The following is a 17,382-nucleotide window of genomic DNA, read 5'->3' as shown; positions in this document are numbered from 1 at the left end:
CGGCTTCTCCTCGGATCAGGTTCAGTGGGTCGGCAGTACGGTCAGCAGGCGCTCGGCGGCCTCGGGGACCACCCCGTGGCCCCCGAAGCGCAGGAGGTGGAGCAGCCGGTCACGCTCGTTGGCACCGGTGACCAGGGAGGGCAGCAGGGCGGCCAGCGCCCATTCGGTGCCGTCGTCGCGGTCCGCGGCCACGACCCAGTCGTGCAGCAGGTCGAGGGCGTCCTGGTTCTGGGGGCGGCCGAGGGCGGCCCGCCACAGTTCGGCGATCCCGCGGGCGGACCGAGGCCGCTCGGTGGCGGCCTGCGCGTACCAGTCGAGGACCAGCGGGCGGCCGTACGGCTCGTCGTCCTCGGTGTGCCGGCAGGCGCGCAGGAAGCCGTCGATCGCGAGGTCGACGGCGGCCCGGTCGTCGTCGCGGGTGCGCAGCAGCTCGGCGAGGACCTCGTCGCGCGCGTCGGAGAGGAGCAGCAGTTCGACGGACTGGGCGAGTTCGATCAGCATCGCCGCGTCGTTGCCCTCGCGCCGGGCGGCCACGCGCAGGGCTTCGACGGTCTCCACCGGCCGCTCTTCGCCGATCAGCCCGTGGACGCGGATCGCGGCCCAGCGCAGGCGCGCGTGGGCGTCCTCGTCGGCGCACCAGCGGTCGATGATCCGCGGGATGTTCGGGGTGCCGACGATGTGGGCGAGCGCGAGGGCGTTGACGGCGCCGATCCGCAGCCACGGGCGGTCGGACAGCGCCCATTCCTCGATGACCAGGGCCATTGCGGAGGGCAGGTCGTGCAGGGCCAGTACGGCGACGGTGGACGCGGCGCGGGTCCGTACGAAGGACCGCCCGTCGGCGGCGAGCAGCCGCAGCCAGCCGACCAGCGCGGGGCGGGCGGACGGATGGCCGGTCCACACCTCGCGGAGCAGGACCGCGGCGAGCCGGTCGTCCTGGAAGGCGGCCATCGACTGGGTGACCGGGCCCCACTCGGTCTGCTCCTCCTTCGGGTAGCGGAGGGCGCGGGCCAGCTGGAGGCGCTTGGCGGGGTTGGTGCCGAAGACGGGGACGGCGGGCGGCAGAGCAGGGTCCTCGGTGCGCTGGAGGAGGCCGAACAGCAGGTCGCTGAGTTCGGCGGTGAGGGCGTACGGCCCCTTGTGGAAGGCGGCGAGGGCGACGAGGAAGGCCTTCTCGCGCAGGTGCAGCGTCCCGTCCGCGTCCTCGAACCACTCCTGGATCTGCTGTTCCAGGGCGCCTTGGGAGAAGGTCTCGATCTCCGACGCGTCGCTCCCGTGGAGGGAGTGGCGCCCCAGTACCTCGGCGAACCGCGCGGCCTCGCGGAGCTGGTGGTGGCCGCCGAGGAAGTCGGTGACGGCGGGCAGTGCGAGCAGTCGCCGTAACTCGCCCTCGTCGTCGACTTCGGCGCGCAGCGAGGAGCGCAGGACGGCCGCGGTGCCCGGAGGCTGCCACGGATGGCCCGAGATGCCCTCCAGGTGGGTGTGCGGACCGGCGGTGATCACCAGGAAGCTGTCGTCGTCGAGCTTGTCCCGGGCCGCCAGCAGGTGCGTGTCGCGCAGAGGCCGGTTCCGGGTGGTGATCGGGTCGCACAGGACGTACCCGCGTGCCTCTCCGGCGCCGAGCCGGTCGGCCAGGTTCTCGGGGGACGTGGTGCGGTCCAGCGAGTGGACCGAAGCGGTGCCCAGGCGCCGCAGCAGGAGGAGGGCGGCGGTTCGCCGGCCTGTGAAGCGAGGGCCGGTGAGGACCAGGACGCGTTGCTTGAGGAGCTGCTCCAGCAGGTCCTGGAAGTTGCTGCCGTCCTCGACGAACACCCTGTCGAGGCGTGCGACCTCGGCTTTCGGTACCTCGCCGGAGGTGTGTGCGGCGCCGCCGACCATCAGGTGGTTCACGGTGACGCCGCCGTGGAAGGTGCCGCCGCTGATGCCGTGGTTGACGCCGCCGAAGACCCCGCCGCCGACGCCGCCGCGCATGGCGTCGGGGATGCCGCGGAAGAGGTCGCGCCGGGCGTCGTAGGCGCTCTGGGGCTGTGACTCCTCCGCGGCCGCCGGCTCGGCCGGGGTCTGCGCCTGCGAGCCCTCGGCCGGTACGGGGGCGTCCGCGACCGGGGTGCTCATCGGGGGTCACCGCCGCCCAGCCGGATGTCGCCGTGGAAGGTGCCGCCGGCGATGCCGTGGTTGACGCCGCCGAACACCCCGCCGCTGATCCGGCTCGCCGACCCGGGCGCCGCGGCCGTCCCCGTCCCGGTCCCCGTCCCCGTCCCGGTCCCCGTCCCGGTCCCCGTCCCGGCGCCGGAGTCCCCCTCGGGCTCCGGCGCCGGGCCCCCCTTCGGCAGTGGTCCGTACAGCCACGCGCCCAGCGGGCCGTTCTTGCTGGGCATGGTGACCGAGGTGAATTCGTCGGCCGGGATCCCGGTGTGGTTGTGCCGCACGATGCCGGCGTACACCGGCTCCGAGACGCAGAGCGCGTAGTCGTCCGTACGCTCGCGCAGGGCCTGCTTCAGGGGCTCGCCGTCCAGCAGCCGGCAGGCGTGGTTGAGGTCCGTACCCACCCAGCCGTCGAACTCGTCGACGGCGACGTACCCGGTCGCGAGCACGGCCCGCAGCCGGATCTGCGCCGAGCTGGCCGCCAGGCGGTTCACGGCGCGCAGTTGGGCGGGGACCTCGGCCAGCAGGGCGCGCAACAGTGTGGTCAGCGGCGCGCTCGGGTCGATCAGCTCCATGATCGCGTCGCCGCGGTCGGCGCGCATCCGTAACGTCTGGTCGATCCCGGCGGCCAGCAGGGTCCGGTCGACCACGTCGTAGAGCATCCGGCGGAGGAAGGCCTGCTGGACGTCGTCGCGGTCGCTGTAGCGCTCGGTGTCGACCAGGAGGATGGTGCGGGGGAGTGGGTCGTTCATGATCGCCTCTCGTGGTGGATCCCGGTGGATCCCTGCTGTGACAAGAGAGTGGGGCAGGCGGGCGCCCCGCCGTGAGGGCGGATGACGCACCCGGAGTGTGACGTCGTGCACTGAAGGCGCGGCCGCTCGCGGCGTGGCTACGCCGGCGGCTGCGAGTGGGCGATCCTGCGCAGCACGTCCGGCCGTACGATCACCAGCGCGCGCCGGCCGGTGACCACGACGCCGCGCTCGCGGAGCTCCTTGAGCTCCCGCTGGACCATCTCGCGGGAGGCCCCGACGGCTCCGGCGAGCTCTTCCTTGGTGAGCGGGACGGTCAGCTCGACACCCGCGGGGGTGGAGCGGCCGTGGGTCCTGGACAGGTCCAGGAGCAGGACGGCGAGGCGCTCGCGCACGCTCAGCGACGCGAACTCCAGGCGGCGCCGGTCGGCGGCGCGGGTGCGGTCCGAGGTGAGGGCGAGCAGCTGGAGGGCGACCGCGGGGAAGGCGGTCAGGAACGCGCGGAACGCCTGGTGGTCGACGGCCACGGCCCGGACCGGCTCCAGCGCGGTCACGGTGGCGGAGCGGACGCGGCCGGTGAGGGCGGCGGACTCGCCGAGGATGTCGCCGGGCCCGCGCAGGGCGAGCAGCGCCTGGTAGCCGTTGGGGGCGGCGACGGTCACCTTGGTCCAGCCGTGCAGGACCAGCAGGATGTGCGCCGAGGGTTCGTTCTGGTGGATCAGACGGTCGCGCGGTCCGAAGGCCATCTCACGGCCGAGCGCGCGTAACGCCGTACCGTCCTCGCTCTCCAGCCGGGCCAGGAAGGGGACCCGGTCGTCCAGCCCTCCGTCGCCCGGGACGTTCTCCACAGCCATGCGCCCCCCCGCCCCGATCCGTCAGGGCGGTCAATGTACTGACCGCGGGCCCCGCGCAGATCCGGAACCACGCGATTGGGATCCGGTGGTCACGGACAGTGCCCGGTCACGCGTCCGGGCCCGCGCGGCGGCGGCGCGCGCCCGCCACCGTGACCGAGAGCAGGGCCAGGAGGGCGAGGGCGGCTGCGGCCAGGCCCGGGGGGAGGCCCTTCGGGGTGAAGGTGCAGGAGACCTTGCCGGTGCCTGCGGGGATGTCCGTGGCGACCAGGCCGTGGAAGCTCTTCACCGGGGCCGTGCACCGCCAGCCCGGGACGGCGGTCATCGCGAAGACCGCCGTGCCCGTGGCGCCCTTCGGGAGGGTGGCCTCGATGGAGTGGCCGCCGGCGGTGACGTGGGTGGCGCCGGTGGACTTCAGGGAGGTGACCGCGGTGTCCAGGGCGGCGCGGTCCAGGCAGCCGATGGGGTGCTCGCCCGCCGTCGCGTCCTTGGTCTGCGTACGGATCGACACCGCGACCTTGCCGTCCGCGGGGGCCCTGCCCAGCTTGATCACGCCCGTCATCCGGTCTTCGAGGGGCTTCTCCGGGCCGCCGGAGGTGAGGGTGCCGTACAGCTGCGGGGAGAACCAGTACGCCTCGGAGCCCGGGGTGCACTGGGCGGCGTACGTCTGCTCCGTGGCGGTGCCCCCGCGGGTGACCTGCGGGACCCGGTAGACGGTGGCGCCGAGGACGTTCTCCTGGCGGGCGTAGACGCTGTCCGCCGGGTTCGGGGAGGTGTAGGGCCCGGTACGGACGGTGACCAGCGGGGGAGCGGGGAACTTCTCGCCCGTCCAGGTGTTCGGAGCGGTCCCCGGGCGGACCCGGGCGCCGATCGAGAAGATCGCGTCGAGCACCGGGTTGTCGGCGCCGAAGAAGGTCCGGCCGTCGTTCTTGAACCCGTAGCCGAGCGGCTCCAGTGCCTGGTACGTGGCCTCCGGCAGGTAGCTGCTGTAGTACTGCGGGCCCTCCGCGCGCAGGGCCAGGGCGTCGTTGTACGAGCTCTGCGGCGCGCCCGAGTCGGTCCGGTATGCGGGCCAGCCGTCCACCTGCCGGACGGCGTCGAAGTGGGCGCCGATCGAGCTGTTCGAGGTGGCGACCGGCTTCGCCCAGCGCTCGCGGCTGCGGCGGGAGTCCGCACCGGCGGCCGCCACCGTGGATTCCGCGAAGACCACGCCGACCATGAGGACGGCGGCCACCGGGATCAGGTACCGCCGCTTCTCGCCCAGCGAGAGGAGGACGAGGGCCAGTACGGAGACGCCCCCGCCCACCAGCACCGCCGGCCAGGTCCAGCCGCCGAAGTCGTTGGTGTGGCGCAGTACGAAGGTGGCCGCCACCAGCAGGGCGGCCGTCAGCGCCAGGTGCAGCGGACGCGGGCGGTGGGCCAGGGCCAGCCAGGCCAGGATCACCACCATGCCGCTGAAGACGAAGGCCTCGCGGTACGGATTGCCGTTCGGCACCGCCAGCCCGTGCCATACGTACTGGGTCGGCGGGAACTGGAACGAGGCGACGACGAGCAGCGTCGCCGCCGCCCACACCAGGCGGGTCCGGCGGGCGATGGCGGCGTTGAAGAGGAAGGATCCGGCGAGGATCAGGCCCAGCGAGGCCACGTACAGCCGCGGCCGGCCGCCCCACAGGTGCGTGGCCGGGAGCATCCCGGCCAGGAAGACCTCGATCCGTACGGGCTCGAAGGCGCCGGCCTGCGTGGGCTGGGCGGAGCCGCTGGAGAGGAACGACGGCAGCAGGAGCGGGAGGGTCAGCAGGATGCCCGTCCCGGTGGCCGTCGAGGCCCGCCACAGGGCGCGCAGCCGCTGCCGGCCGGTCATGTCCCGGGTGACCAGGCGGATGGCGAGCAGCACGCAGGCGGCCATCGTGGCCATCATCGCGGTGTAGAAGTTGCCGAACCAGGCCAGCGCGACGAACAGCGCCACCCCCGGCCAGCGCCGCTCCTCCAGGCACCACTCGACCGCGATGCCGAGCAGGGGGAGCGCGACCAGGCCCCACAGCCACATCGGGATGTACGAGGCGTCGCTGAGCGCCCAGCCGCAGAGCCCGTAGCAGGCGCCGAGGACCCCGCGCTGCCACCACGGGCCGGGGTGCAGCTTGCCGAGGTAGACCGTCATGACGGCGGCGGCGGCGCCCATCGTGACCGGGGTGATCGCGAAGACGGCGAGGTCGACGTGGGCGCGCGGGACCAGGACGGCCAGCCACGAGAACGGGTTGCCGAGGTACGTGTAGTAGTCGGACAGGAACTGCTGGCCGAAGCCGCCGCGCCAGGTGAAGAGCACGTCGCCGGCGGCCTGCCCGTGGACCAGGTCCCACAGCGCGCGGTGGAACGGCACGTACTGGTTGGCCTGGTCGTTGATGGCCCGGCCGGTGTTGCCGAAGGGGAAGGTGCCTCGGGCGACCCAGGCGGAGCAGAACGCGGCCGAGGTGATCAGGAACGCCAGCAGGGGTCCGTACAGGCGGTCGCGCAGCCGGGCGGGTCCGAGGGCGAGCCGCAGGGGCCGGCGGCGGGGTGACGGGAGGAGCGGACTGTCCGTCGCCGTCGTCTCCGAGGTGACCGTCCGCAATGTCCCGCTCCCTGAATGCTCGTGGATGCCCGTGCCGTTTGGGATGATTCAGCCGAATCGACTGAATCGGCTGAATCAAGTGAATCGCTGGGGCAGTTTAGTTCTCACGGACGGGTGCCCCGTCCGCCTCCCCTTAGCACGCCTTCACCACATGCGCGAATCGGCAGAGCCACACCGGGGTCTCGCCCAAGCGGCGCATGACCGGCGGCGATGTCCCGGTCGTCCCGCGCGGGCTTTTGTTTTGACCGGATGGGATGCGGTAGGTACGCTCAGACCTTGTGCCTGGGGTGTGCCTGGGCTCCCGTGCGTGTCCATCAACCGCATGAGAGCCGGATCAGCCACCGCGATCCATGCGTTTCCGTGCTTGCGCGGAGCTCCGCCGGATCCGACACACCCGACCGCGTGGGTCGGCAAAGTTCCAGGTTAGCTTCACTACACGGCACACAGAAACCGGAGAAGTAGTGCCTACGATCCAGCAGCTGGTCCGTAAGGGCCGGCAGGACAAGGTCGAGAAGACGAAGACGCCCGCGCTTGAGGCTTCGCCCCAGCGTCGTGGCGTCTGCACGCGTGTGTTCACGACCACCCCGAAGAAGCCGAACTCGGCGCTCCGTAAGGTCGCGCGTGTGCGTCTGACCTCCGGCATCGAGGTCACCGCTTACATTCCGGGTGAGGGACACAACCTGCAGGAGCACTCGATCGTGCTCGTGCGTGGTGGCCGTGTGAAGGACCTGCCGGGTGTTCGTTACAAGATCATCCGCGGTGCGCTTGACACCCAGGCTGTCAAGAACCGCAAGCAGGCCCGCAGCCGCTACGGCGCCAAGAAGGAGAAGTAAGAATGCCTCGTAAGGGCCCCGCCCCGAAGCGCCCGGTCATCATCGACCCGGTCTACGCATCTCCTCTGGTGACGTCGCTCATCAACAAGATCCTCCTGAACGGCAAGCGCTCCACCGCCGAGCGCATCGTTTACGGCGCCATGGAAGGCCTCCGCGAGAAGACCGGCAACGACCCGGTCATCACGCTGAAGCGCGCGCTGGAGAACGTCAAGCCGTCCCTCGAGGTCAAGTCCCGCCGTGTCGGTGGCGCGACCTACCAGGTTCCCGTCGAGGTCAAGCCGGGTCGTCAGTCGACCCTGGCTCTCCGCTGGCTCGTGGGTTACTCCCGCGCCCGCCGCGAGAAGACCATGACCGAGCGCCTGACGAACGAGCTTCTCGACGCCTCGAACGGCCTTGGTGCGGCCGTCAAGAAGCGCGAGGACACGCACAAGATGGCCGAGTCCAACAAGGCCTTCGCGCACTACCGCTGGTAGTCCCAACCCACATCGAGACCGAGAGAAGACTGAGCCGATATGGCTACCACTTCGCTTGACCTGGCCAAGGTGCGCAACATCGGCATCATGGCTCACATCGACGCGGGCAAGACGACCACCACCGAGCGCATCCTGTTCTACACCGGTGTGTCTTACAAGATCGGTGAAGTCCACGACGGCGCTGCCACGATGGACTGGATGGAGCAGGAGCAGGAGCGCGGCATCACGATCACGTCTGCCGCGACGACCTGCCACTGGCCGCTCGAGGACGTCGACCACACCATCAACATCATCGACACCCCGGGTCACGTTGACTTCACCGTCGAGGTGGAGCGTTCGCTCCGCGTCCTCGACGGCGCCGTCACCGTGTTCGACGGTGTCGCCGGTGTGGAGCCGCAGTCCGAGACCGTTTGGCGTCAGGCGGACCGCTACGGCGTGCCGCGCATCTGCTTCGTCAACAAGCTCGACCGTACCGGCGCCGAGTTCCACCGCTGCGTCGACATGATCAAGGACCGCCTCGGTGCGGTTCCGATCGTCATGCAGCTCCCCATCGGTGCCGAGGCCGACTTCCAGGGCGTCGTCGACCTCGTCACGATGAAGGCGTTCGTCTGGTCCGCCGAGGCGACCAAGGGCGAGATGTACGACATCGTCGACATCCCGGCCACGCACGCCGAGGCCGCTGAAGAGTGGCGCGGCAAGCTGGTCGAGACCGTCGCCGAGAACGACGACGAGATCATGGAGCTCTTCCTGAACGGCGACGAGCCGTCCGTGGAGCAGCTGCACGCCGCCGTCCGTCGCATCATCCTCGGCTCCGGCAAGGGCAAGGGCGAGCCCACGATCACCGCGGTGTTCTGTGGCACGGCGTTCAAGAACAAGGGCGTTCAGCCCCTGCTCGACGCTGTCGTCCGCTACCTGCCGTCGCCGCTGGACATCGAGGCCATCGAGGGCCACGACGTCCGCGACGCCGAGACCGTCGTGAAGCGCAAGCCGTCCGACGAGGAGCCGCTCGCGGCGCTGGCGTTCAAGATCATGCGCGACCCGCACCTCGGGAAGCTCACCTTCGTCCGGGTTTACTCGGGCCGCCTGGAGGCCGGCACCTCGGTGCTGAACTCCGTCAAGGGCAAGAAGGAGCGCATCGGCAAGATCTACCGCATGCACGCGAACAAGCGTGAAGAGATCGCCGCGGTGGGCGCCGGTGACATCGTCGCCGTCATGGGCCTGAAGCAGACCACCACCGGTGAGACGCTGTGTGACGACAAGGCACCCGTGATCCTGGAGTCCATGGACTTCCCGGCTCCGGTCATCCAGGTCGCCATCGAGCCCAAGTCCAAGGGTGACCAGGAGAAGCTGGGTGTCGCCATCCAGAGTCTCGCGGAGGAGGACCCCTCCTTCCACGTTCACTCGGACGAGGAGACCGGCCAGACCATCCTCGGCGGTATGGGCGAGCTGCACCTCGAGGTGCTGGTCGACCGTATGAAGCGCGAGTTCAAGGTCGAGGCCAACGTCGGCAAGCCGCAGGTCGCGTACCGCGAGACGATCCGCAAGACCGTCGAGCGTCACGACTACACCCACAAGAAGCAGACCGGTGGTACCGGTCAGTTCGCCAAGGTGCAGATCGCGATCGAGCCGATCACGGACGCCGATGGTCCGGCGTACGAGTTCGTGAACAAGGTCACCGGTGGCCGCATCCCGAGGGAGTACATCCCCTCGGTCGACGCCGGTGCGCAGGAGGCCATGCAGTTCGGCATCCTGGCCGGCTACGAGATGACCGGCGTCCGCGTCATTCTTCTCGACGGTGGCTACCACGAGGTCGACTCCTCGGAGCTCGCCTTCAAGATCGCCGGTTCGCAGGCCTTCAAGGAGGCCGCGCGCAAGGCTTCTCCCGTGCTGCTCGAGCCGATGATGTCCGTTGAGGTCACCACGCCCGAGGAGTCCATGGGCGACGTCATCGGTGACATCAACTCCCGCCGTGGCCAGATCCAGGCCATGGAGGAGCGTCACGGCGCGCGTCTCGTGAAGGGCCTCGTGCCGCTTTCGGAGATGTTCGGCTACGTCGGAGACCTCCGCAGCAAGACCTCGGGTCGCGCCAGCTACTCGATGCAGTTCGACTCCTACGCCGAGGTTCCCCGGAACGTCGCCGAGGAGATCATCGCGAAGGCCAAGGGCGAGTAACTCTTCGGAGTACACGCTTTAGGCTTGTCACCGGAGCCTCTGGGGCAACAGGAGTAACCCTCCGTTGCCCCGGAGGGGCCGGCTTTCCAGCAAAGATCACCTGGCGCCGATGAGCAAGGCGTACAGAACCACTCTCCAGGAGGACCCCGTGGCGAAGGCGAAGTTCGAGCGGACTAAGCCGCACGTCAACATCGGCACCATCGGTCACATTGACCACGGTAAGACGACCCTCACGGCCGCCATTACCAAGGTGCTGCACGACGCGTACCCGGACCTGAACGAGGCCTCGGCCTTCGACCAGATCGACAAGGCTCCTGAGGAGCGCCAGCGCGGTATCACCATCTCCATCGCGCACGTCGAGTACCAGACCGAGGCGCGTCACTACGCCCACGTCGACTGCCCGGGTCACGCGGACTACATCAAGAACATGATCACCGGTGCCGCGCAGATGGACGGCGCGATCCTCGTGGTCGCCGCCACCGACGGCCCGATGCCGCAGACCAAGGAGCACGTGCTCCTGGCCCGCCAGGTCGGCGTCCCCTACATCGTCGTCGCCCTGAACAAGGCCGACATGGTGGACGACGAGGAGATCCTGGAGCTCGTCGAGCTCGAGGTCCGTGAGCTGCTCTCCGAGTACGAGTTCCCGGGCGACGACCTGCCGGTCGTCCGCGTCTCCGCGCTGAAGGCCCTCGAGGGCGACAAGGAGTGGGGCGAGAAGCTCCTCGGCCTCATGGCCGCCGTCGACGAGGCCATCCCGACCCCGCCGCGTGACACCGAGAAGCCGTTCCTCATGCCCGTCGAGGACGTCTTCACGATCACCGGTCGCGGTACGGTCGTCACCGGCCGTATCGAGCGTGGTGTCCTGAAGGTCAACGAGACCGTCGACATCATCGGCATCAAGGAAGCCAAGACCACCACCACGGTCACCGGCATCGAGATGTTCCGCAAGCTGCTCGACGAGGGCCAGGCGGGCGAGAACGTCGGTCTGCTCCTCCGTGGCATCAAGCGCGAGGACGTCGAGCGCGGCCAGGTCATCATCAAGCCCGGTTCGGTCACGCCGCACACCGAGTTCGAGGCCCAGGCCTACATCCTGTCGAAGGACGAGGGTGGCCGTCACACCCCGTTCTTCAACAACTACCGCCCGCAGTTCTACTTCCGTACCACGGACGTCACGGGTGTCGTCACCCTGCCGGCCGGCACGGAGATGGTCATGCCGGGCGACAACACCGAGATGACGGTCGCGCTGATCCAGCCGGTCGCCATGGAGGAGGGCCTGAAGTTCGCCATCCGTGAGGGTGGTCGTACGGTCGGCGCCGGCCAGGTCATCAAGATCACGAAGTAATTCGTGCTCTGACCTGGTAGCTCGCGCGAGCGGGCACCATGTTTGACAGAAGGGCCCCTTCCCCACCGCCTCGGCGGCGGGGAAGGGGCCCTTCGTCGTACGGGATAGGCATACGGCATTCGGCTCACGGCTCACGGCCTACGGAAGAGGGCCGCACCCCCGATCACGGGGTGCGGCCCTCTCTCGTGCGCTGCGGGGGAGCCGTCAGCCGGTCACGCGCAGCGACTCGGTGAACTCCTTGCAGACGGTGTAGTCCGGCAGCAGGCCGGACTCGATCGCCTCGGCCAGCGTCGGCGCGGCCTCGTCGCGGGCGGACAGCAGCGGCACGTCGGCCGGCCAGTCGATGCCCAGGTCCACGTCGAGCGGGTGAACCGAGTGCTCGCCGGTCGGGTTGTACGTCTCCGAGCAGAGGTATGAAAGCGTGGCGTCGTCGCTCAGCGCGCAGAACCCGTGGCCCATGCCCTCCGGGATGTAGACCGCGCGGCGGTCCACGTCGTCCAGTCGGACACCCTCCCAGCGGCCGAAGGTCGGGGAGCCGACCCGCAGGTCCACGATGACGTCGAGCACGGCGCCGCGTACGCAGGTCACGTACTTGGCCTGGCCGCGCGGCACGTCGGCGAAGTGGATGCCGCGGACCACGCCGCGCGAGGACACCGAGAGGTTCGCCTGCGCCAGGTTCAGCGGGTGGCCGACGACCTCGGACAGCTTGTCGAAGCGGTACCACTCGGTGAACAGGCCGCGCGGGTCGCCGTGCAGCTGCGGGGTGATCTCGTAGGCGCCCTCCATCGAGAGCTGGCGGAACTTCACCGGGAGGACTCCTCTTCGAGCAGGGCGATCAGGTAGTCGCCGTAACCGCTCTTGAGCAGCGGCTGGGCAAGTTCGCGCAGCTGCGCGGAGTCGATCAGGCCGGCCCGCCAGGCCGCCTCCTCGATGCAGCCGATCTTGAAGCCCTGGCGCTCCTCGATCACGCGGACGAACTCCGAGGCCTGGACCATGGAGACGAAGGTCCCGGTGTCCAGCCAGGCGGTGCCGCGGTCGAGAATGGTGACATTCAGCTCACCGGCCTGGAGGTACGCGTCGTTGACGGCGGTGATCTCCAGTTCGCCGCGCGCGCTGGGCTTCAGGTTGCGGGCTATCTCCACGACGCGGTTGTCGTAGAAGTACAGACCCGGCACCGCGTAGCGGGACTTGGGCGTGACCGGCTTCTCCTCGATGGAGATGGCCTGGCCGTTCTCGTCGAACTCGACCACGCCGTACGCGGTCGGGTCGGCCACCGGGTACGCGAAGACCCGGCCGCCCTGGGAGTCGGTGTGCTCCGCCAGGCGCGTGCCGAGGCCGCTGCCGTGGAAGATGTTGTCGCCGAGGATGAGGGCGACGGACTCGTCGCCGATGAAGTCGGCGCCGAGCACGAACGCCTGGGCGATGCCCTCGGGGCGCTCCTGGACCGCGTACTCCAGCCGGATGCCGAACTGGGAGCCGTCGCCGAGCAGTCGCTCGAACTGCGCACGGTCCTCCGGCGTGGTGATGACGAGAATCTCGCTGATTCCGGCCATGACCAGGGTGGAGAGCGGGTAGTAGATCATCGGCTTGTCGAAGACGGGGAGCAGCTGCTTCGAGACTGCCCGGGTCAGCGGCCAGAGTCGGGATCCGGTGCCACCGGCCAAGAGAATTCCACGCATGGGCACAACCCTATGCGAGAGCGCGGAGGGCGCCACGGCCCGGGCCGGGTGGGTGGTGTACGAGCGGCTAGACTCTTCGTATTATGCGCATCCTTGTGACCGGCGGCGCCGGCTTCATCGGTTCGGAATTCGTCCGCCAGCAGCTCGGTGCAGACGCATCGGCCCAGATCACGGTATTCGACAAGCTGACCTACTCGGGCGTCGAGGCCAACCTCGCCCCGGTCGCCGACCACGTCGGTTACAAGTTCGTCAAGGGCGACATCTGCGACGCCGAGGCCGTCGACCAGGTGATGCCCGGGCACGACGTGGTGGTGCACTTCGCCGCCGAGTCCCACGTGGACCGCTCGATCGCCGGTGCCGGCCCGTTCGTGATGACCAACGTCGTGGGCACGCAGGTGCTGCTGGACGCCGCCCGCAAGCACGGCGTCGGCCGCTTCGTCCACATCTCCACCGACGAGGTGTACGGCTCGATCAGCGAGGGCTCCTGGACCGAGGAGTGGCCGCTCGTGCCGAACTCCCCGTACTCCGCCTCCAAGGCTTCGTCCGACCTGCTGGCCCTGGCCTACGCCCGGACGCACGGCATGGACGTCGTGGTCACGCGCTGCTCCAACAACTACGGGCACTACCAGTTCCCGGAGAAGGTCATCCCGCTGTTCGTCTCGAACCTGATGGACGGCAAGAAGGTCCCGCTGTACGGCAACGGCGGCAACGTGCGCGACTGGCTGCACGTCTCCGACCACTGCCGCGGCATCGACCTGGCCATGCGCAAGGGCCGGGCCGGCGAGGTCTACAACATCGGCGGCGGCACCGAGCTCACCAACAAGGAGCTCACCGGCGTGCTGCTCGAAGCGGCCGGGCTCGGCTGGGACATGGTCGAGCAGGTCGAGGACCGCAAGGGCCACGACCTCCGCTACTCCATCGACATCAGCAAGATCGGCGCGGAGCTCGGCTACGCCCCGCAGGTCACCTTCGAGGACGGCATCAAGGCCACCATCGAGTGGTACCGCGAGAACCGTGCCTGGTGGGAGCCGCTGAAGGCGAAGGCGGCCCTGCAGAAGTGAAGACCGACCCGCGAGCCGGGCGCTGGCTCGTCACCGGCGCCGCCGGGATGCTCGGCCAGGACGTCCTGGCCGTCCTGAAGGACGCCGGGATCGAGGCCGTGGGCCTGCGCCGTGCCGACCTCGACATCACCGACCCGGCCTCCGTCCGGGCCGCCGTCGAGGGCGCTGCCGTCGTCGTGAACTGCGCCGCCTGGACGGACGTGGACGGCGCGGAGACGGCCGAGGAGGCCGCCACCGCCGTCAACGGCACGGGCGTACGCGTCCTCGCCGAGGCCTGCGCCGCCGCCCGTGTGCGCCTGCTGCACGTCTCCACCGACTACGTGCTCCCCGGCGACGCCACCGAGCCGTACCGCGAGGACGCCGAGACCGGCCCGCTCAACGCGTACGGGCGCTCCAAGCTGATCGGTGAGCAGGCCGTCGCCGAACTGCTGCCGCAGGACGGCTACATCGTCCGGACCGCCTGGCTGTACGGCGAGCACGGGCCGAACTTCGTCGCGACCATGCTCAAGCTGGCCGCCCAGCGCGACACCCTCGACGTCGTCGACGACCAGCACGGCCAGCCCACCTGGTCGTACGCGCTGGCCCGGCGTCTCGTCGAGCTCGGCCTGGCCGCGCTGAAGGGTCAGGCCATGGGCGGGGTCTACCACGGCACCGCGAGCGGCCGGACCACCTGGATGGGGCTGGCCCGCGAGACGTACCGGCTGAGCGGGCTGGACCCGGAGCGGATCCGGCCGACCACCTCCGCCGCTTTCGTCCGCCCGGCCGCCCGCCCCGCGTTCAGCGTGCTCGCGCACGAGCGCTGGGCCGACGCCGGCCTCGCCCCGCTCGCCGACTGGCGCGAGCAGCTCGCCGAGGCGCTGGCCGCCCCCGCGTTCACCGCGCTGGGCGACGCCGCCAGGAACCGTGCCGCGAACGGCAGTACGGGATGAAGTCCCTGCTGAGCAGGCTCACCGCGGCGCTGCCGCCGGGCACCGTCGCGGTGGCCGGCGGCACTGTCGTGCTCGGTGCGGCCTCCTACGTCCACCTGGGCGTGGCCGGCCACAGCCTGTCCACGGACGCCATGGCGAACGTCTCGGTGCTGTGGACGATCGTCATGGCGCTCGGCCTCGGCATCTTCTTCCCCATCGAGCAGGAGCTCACCCGGATCGTCGCCGCCCGCGTGGTGCACGGCCAGGGCGCGGCTCCCGTACTGCGCCGGGCCACGCTGCTGACCTCCGCGATCCTCGGCGCGACCCTGCTCGTCCTCGCCCTCGGCGCGGGCCCGATCGCGGACCTGCTGTTCCGCGGCGACCGCGGCCTGGTGGCGGCCCTCGGCGGGGCGTTCACCGGCATGGCCGTCTGCTACCTGACCCGCGGAGTCCTGGCCGGCCTCGGCCGGTTCGGCGCGTACGGGACGCAGCTGGCCGTCGACGGCGGGCTGCGCATCGCCCTCGCCTTCGGCTGCGCGGTGGCCGGGCTGCACTCGGCGCTCGCCTTCAGCCTGGTCCTGGCCGTCGCGCCGATCGCCGCGACGCTGGTCACCCTGCCGACGCTGGTGCGCGCGGTGGAGCCCGGCGAGGAGATCGCCTGGCGCGAACTGACCGCCGGGCTCGGCCTGCTGATCTGCTCGACCCTGCTGTCCCAGGTCGTGGTCAACGCCGCGGTGATGAGCACCAAGCTGCTCGCCCCCACCGACAGCGTGCTGATCGCGGCACTGCTGAACGCGCTGGTCCTGGCCCGGGTGCCGCTGTTCGTCTTCGGGTCGCTGCAGGCCTCGCTGCTCGGCGGGCTCACCGCGGCCTACACCGCCGGCGACCGGGCGGCGTTCTCCGCGATGCTGCGTCGGATCGGCGTGGTCGTCGGGCTGCTGGGGCTGCTCGGCGGCGTGCCCGCGACCGTGCTCGGCCCGTGGCTGATCAAGGTGCTGTTCGACGCCGGACCCGTACTGGGCCGTCTCGACTTCTTCCTTTTGTCCGCCGGCACCGTGGCGTACATGTTCGCGATGGTCCTCGGTCAGGCGCTGATGGTATTCAAGCGGCACAACCTGCAACTGCTCTGCTGGGCCGCCGGCACCGTCGTCCTGATCGGTGTCACCTTCGCACCGGGCGAAGTGGCCCTGCGCGTCATCCTGGCCTACGCTCTCGGCTCCCTCGCCACCGTGCTCGGTATGCTGGCGGTGCTGAGGCTGAGGTTCCCCGGAGCGGATCCGGGCGCAACCGAAGGACCCGGGCACAAGGTCGCCGCAAGCCCATTGGGCGCCGGAGCGGTCGGGGAGTGACCATGCCGGCTTCCGACGTCCCACCGATCACCGAGCACGCGCACGTGCCACATTCCGCTGGAGCTACCGTGTCCCAATACGACGATGTCTGGCTGGTCATCCCGGCCTATAACGAGGGTCAGGTGATCGCCGATGTGGTCGAGGGAGCGCGCAAGACCTTCCCGAACATAGTCGTCGTCGACGACGGCAGCTCCGACAACTCGGCCGAGCACATCGTGACGACCGGCGCCCACCTGGTGCGCCACCCCGTCAACCTCGGCCAGGGCGCCGCCCTCCAGACCGGCCTCAAGTACGCCCTCACGCAGCCCGGTGCCCGCTACTTCGCGACGTTCGACGCGGACGGCCAGCACCAGACGCACGACGTCGAGAAGATGGTCCAGGTGCTGCGCGACGACGAGGCCGACGTGGTCCTCGGCTCGCGCTTCATCGAGCAGAACGGCCAAGTGCCGTGGATCAAGCGCGTCGTGCTGCGTACGGCCGCGACGGTCAGCCCGACCGCCCGCAAGCTGAAGCTCACCGACTCGCACAACGGCCTGCGCGTGCTCAGCCGCAAGGCCGCCGAGCAGCTGAACATCACCATGAACGGCATGGCGCACGCGTCGGAGATCGTCGGTTACCTGGCCGGGTCCGGCCTGCGCGTCACCGAGGTCCCCGTGGACATCCTCTACACCGAGTACTCGCGCGCCAAGGGCCAGTCCCTGATCAACGGCGTCAACATCATCTTTGACATCACGATGCGGGAGCGAAGCCGCTGATGAAGTACTTCTGGATCCAGCTGCTGCTCATCGCGGGCTCGGTGTCGATGGCCCTCATGTTCATACGGACGTGGGGCCAGGCGAAGAACCGCGCCTGGAAGCGCATCGCGTTCTCCCTGTTCGTCATCGTCAACGTGTACGCCGTGCTCCGCCCCACGGACGTCACGTGGGTGGCGCACCAGCTCGGCGTCGGCCGCGGCACCGACCTCGTGCTGTACGTCATGGTGCTGGCGATGGGCTTCCTGACCCTCAACACCTTCCTCCGCTTCCGCTCCTTGGAGAAGAAGCTCACCGACCTGGCCAGGACGGTGGCCCTGGCCGAGGGCGCACGGCACAACGACGCGCGTCTGGGCGGGACCCCCGCCGTCGTCGCGACCGAGGTTGCCGCGGCCGTCGTCGTCGTGACCGATGCCGAGCCGAAGCCCGAGCCCGTCGACTCCGACACCGTGAAGGCCTGACG

Annotated in this window: 15 protein-coding genes; 9 read left to right on the top strand and 6 right to left on the bottom strand. The window is 69.9% G+C overall.

Annotated elements, in window-relative coordinates:
- Positions 1-21: 21 nt before the first annotated feature.
- From ACIQU4_RS05005 to ACIQU4_RS04990, 4 genes are all read right to left on the bottom strand, one after another.
- Complete coding sequence (locus ACIQU4_RS05005; RefSeq protein WP_403725787.1) at positions 22-2,112, bottom strand: hypothetical protein; 2,091 nt, start codon at positions 2,110-2,112, stop codon at positions 22-24.
- Positions 2,109-2,894 carry a hypothetical protein gene (locus ACIQU4_RS05000; protein ID WP_403725784.1) on the bottom strand — a complete coding sequence of 262 codons (786 nt, stop codon included), beginning with the start codon at positions 2,892-2,894 and terminating at the stop codon, positions 2,109-2,111. The genes ACIQU4_RS05005 and ACIQU4_RS05000 overlap by 4 nt, the downstream gene beginning before the upstream one ends.
- Before the next feature lie 137 nt (positions 2,895-3,031).
- Positions 3,032-3,745 (bottom strand): Crp/Fnr family transcriptional regulator, encoded by a 714-nt coding sequence (locus ACIQU4_RS04995; protein ID WP_403725782.1) that lies wholly within the window; start codon positions 3,743-3,745, stop codon positions 3,032-3,034.
- Positions 3,746-3,851: 106 nt separating this feature from the next.
- The gene (locus tag ACIQU4_RS04990; protein WP_403725779.1) at positions 3,852-6,350 is read right to left on the bottom strand and encodes a YfhO family protein; all 2,499 of its coding nucleotides are present in this window, start codon (positions 6,348-6,350) and stop codon (positions 3,852-3,854) included.
- A gap of 461 nt (positions 6,351-6,811) precedes the next feature.
- On the opposite strand from ACIQU4_RS04990, the gene rpsL reads away from it, so the two are divergent.
- The 4 genes from rpsL to tuf all read left to right on the top strand — a co-directional run bounded on the left by rpsL (position 6,812) and on the right by tuf (position 11,170).
- Positions 6,812-7,183 carry a 30S ribosomal protein S12 gene (rpsL, locus tag ACIQU4_RS04985; protein WP_007265893.1) on the top strand — a complete coding sequence of 124 codons (372 nt, stop codon included), beginning with the start codon at positions 6,812-6,814 and terminating at the stop codon, positions 7,181-7,183.
- A gap of 2 nt (positions 7,184-7,185) precedes the next feature.
- Positions 7,186-7,656, top strand: coding sequence for a 30S ribosomal protein S7 (gene rpsG / locus ACIQU4_RS04980; protein WP_403725776.1), 471 nt, complete (start codon positions 7,186-7,188; stop codon positions 7,654-7,656).
- Positions 7,657-7,695: 39 nt separating this feature from the next.
- The gene (gene fusA / locus ACIQU4_RS04975) at positions 7,696-9,828 is read left to right on the top strand and encodes an elongation factor G (RefSeq protein WP_266996560.1); all 2,133 of its coding nucleotides are present in this window, start codon (positions 7,696-7,698) and stop codon (positions 9,826-9,828) included.
- 148 nt (positions 9,829-9,976) lie between these two features.
- The gene (tuf, locus tag ACIQU4_RS04970; RefSeq protein WP_362634987.1) at positions 9,977-11,170 is read left to right on the top strand and encodes an elongation factor Tu; all 1,194 of its coding nucleotides are present in this window, start codon (positions 9,977-9,979) and stop codon (positions 11,168-11,170) included.
- Positions 11,171-11,374: 204 nt separating this feature from the next.
- Here tuf and rfbC read toward each other — a convergent pair whose 3' ends face one another.
- Both rfbC and rfbA read right to left on the bottom strand, forming a co-directional pair.
- Positions 11,375-11,956 carry a dTDP-4-dehydrorhamnose 3,5-epimerase gene (gene rfbC, locus ACIQU4_RS04965; protein ID WP_403726007.1) on the bottom strand — a complete coding sequence of 194 codons (582 nt, stop codon included), beginning with the start codon at positions 11,954-11,956 and terminating at the stop codon, positions 11,375-11,377.
- Positions 11,957-11,973: 17 nt separating this feature from the next.
- On the bottom strand, positions 11,974-12,849 hold the full coding sequence (gene rfbA, locus ACIQU4_RS04960) for a glucose-1-phosphate thymidylyltransferase RfbA (protein WP_403725773.1): 876 nt from the start codon (positions 12,847-12,849) through the stop codon (positions 11,974-11,976).
- Between the two features lie 83 nt (positions 12,850-12,932).
- Here rfbA and rfbB point away from each other — a divergent pair, with 83 nt between their 5' ends.
- The 5 genes from rfbB to ACIQU4_RS04935 all read left to right on the top strand — a co-directional run bounded on the left by rfbB (position 12,933) and on the right by ACIQU4_RS04935 (position 17,380).
- Entirely contained in the window at positions 12,933-13,910 is a 978-nt protein-coding gene (rfbB, locus tag ACIQU4_RS04955) for a dTDP-glucose 4,6-dehydratase (RefSeq protein WP_403725769.1), read from the top strand.
- Entirely contained in the window at positions 13,907-14,839 is a 933-nt protein-coding gene (gene rfbD / locus ACIQU4_RS04950; RefSeq protein ID WP_403725767.1) for a dTDP-4-dehydrorhamnose reductase, read from the top strand. The genes rfbB and rfbD overlap by 4 nt, the downstream gene beginning before the upstream one ends.
- Complete coding sequence (locus tag ACIQU4_RS04945) at positions 14,836-16,167, top strand: lipopolysaccharide biosynthesis protein (protein WP_403725765.1); 1,332 nt, start codon at positions 14,836-14,838, stop codon at positions 16,165-16,167. Before rfbD ends, ACIQU4_RS04945 begins: the two co-directional genes overlap by 4 nt.
- Positions 16,168-16,235: 68 nt before the next feature.
- Positions 16,236-16,922 carry a glycosyltransferase family 2 protein gene (locus tag ACIQU4_RS04940; protein WP_403725763.1) on the top strand — a complete coding sequence of 229 codons (687 nt, stop codon included), beginning with the start codon at positions 16,236-16,238 and terminating at the stop codon, positions 16,920-16,922.
- Positions 16,922-17,380 (top strand): DUF2304 domain-containing protein, encoded by a 459-nt coding sequence (locus ACIQU4_RS04935; protein WP_403725760.1) that lies wholly within the window; start codon positions 16,922-16,924, stop codon positions 17,378-17,380. Before ACIQU4_RS04940 ends, ACIQU4_RS04935 begins: the two co-directional genes overlap by 1 nt.
- Positions 17,381-17,382 lie beyond the last annotated feature (2 nt).

This window comes from Streptomyces sp. NPDC090741, from assembly GCF_044769045.1.
GTDB lineage: Bacteria > Actinomycetota > Actinomycetes > Streptomycetales > Streptomycetaceae > Streptomyces.
The sequence above is the reverse complement of the archived record's forward strand: the minus strand, read 5'-3'. Positions and strand labels throughout refer to the sequence as shown.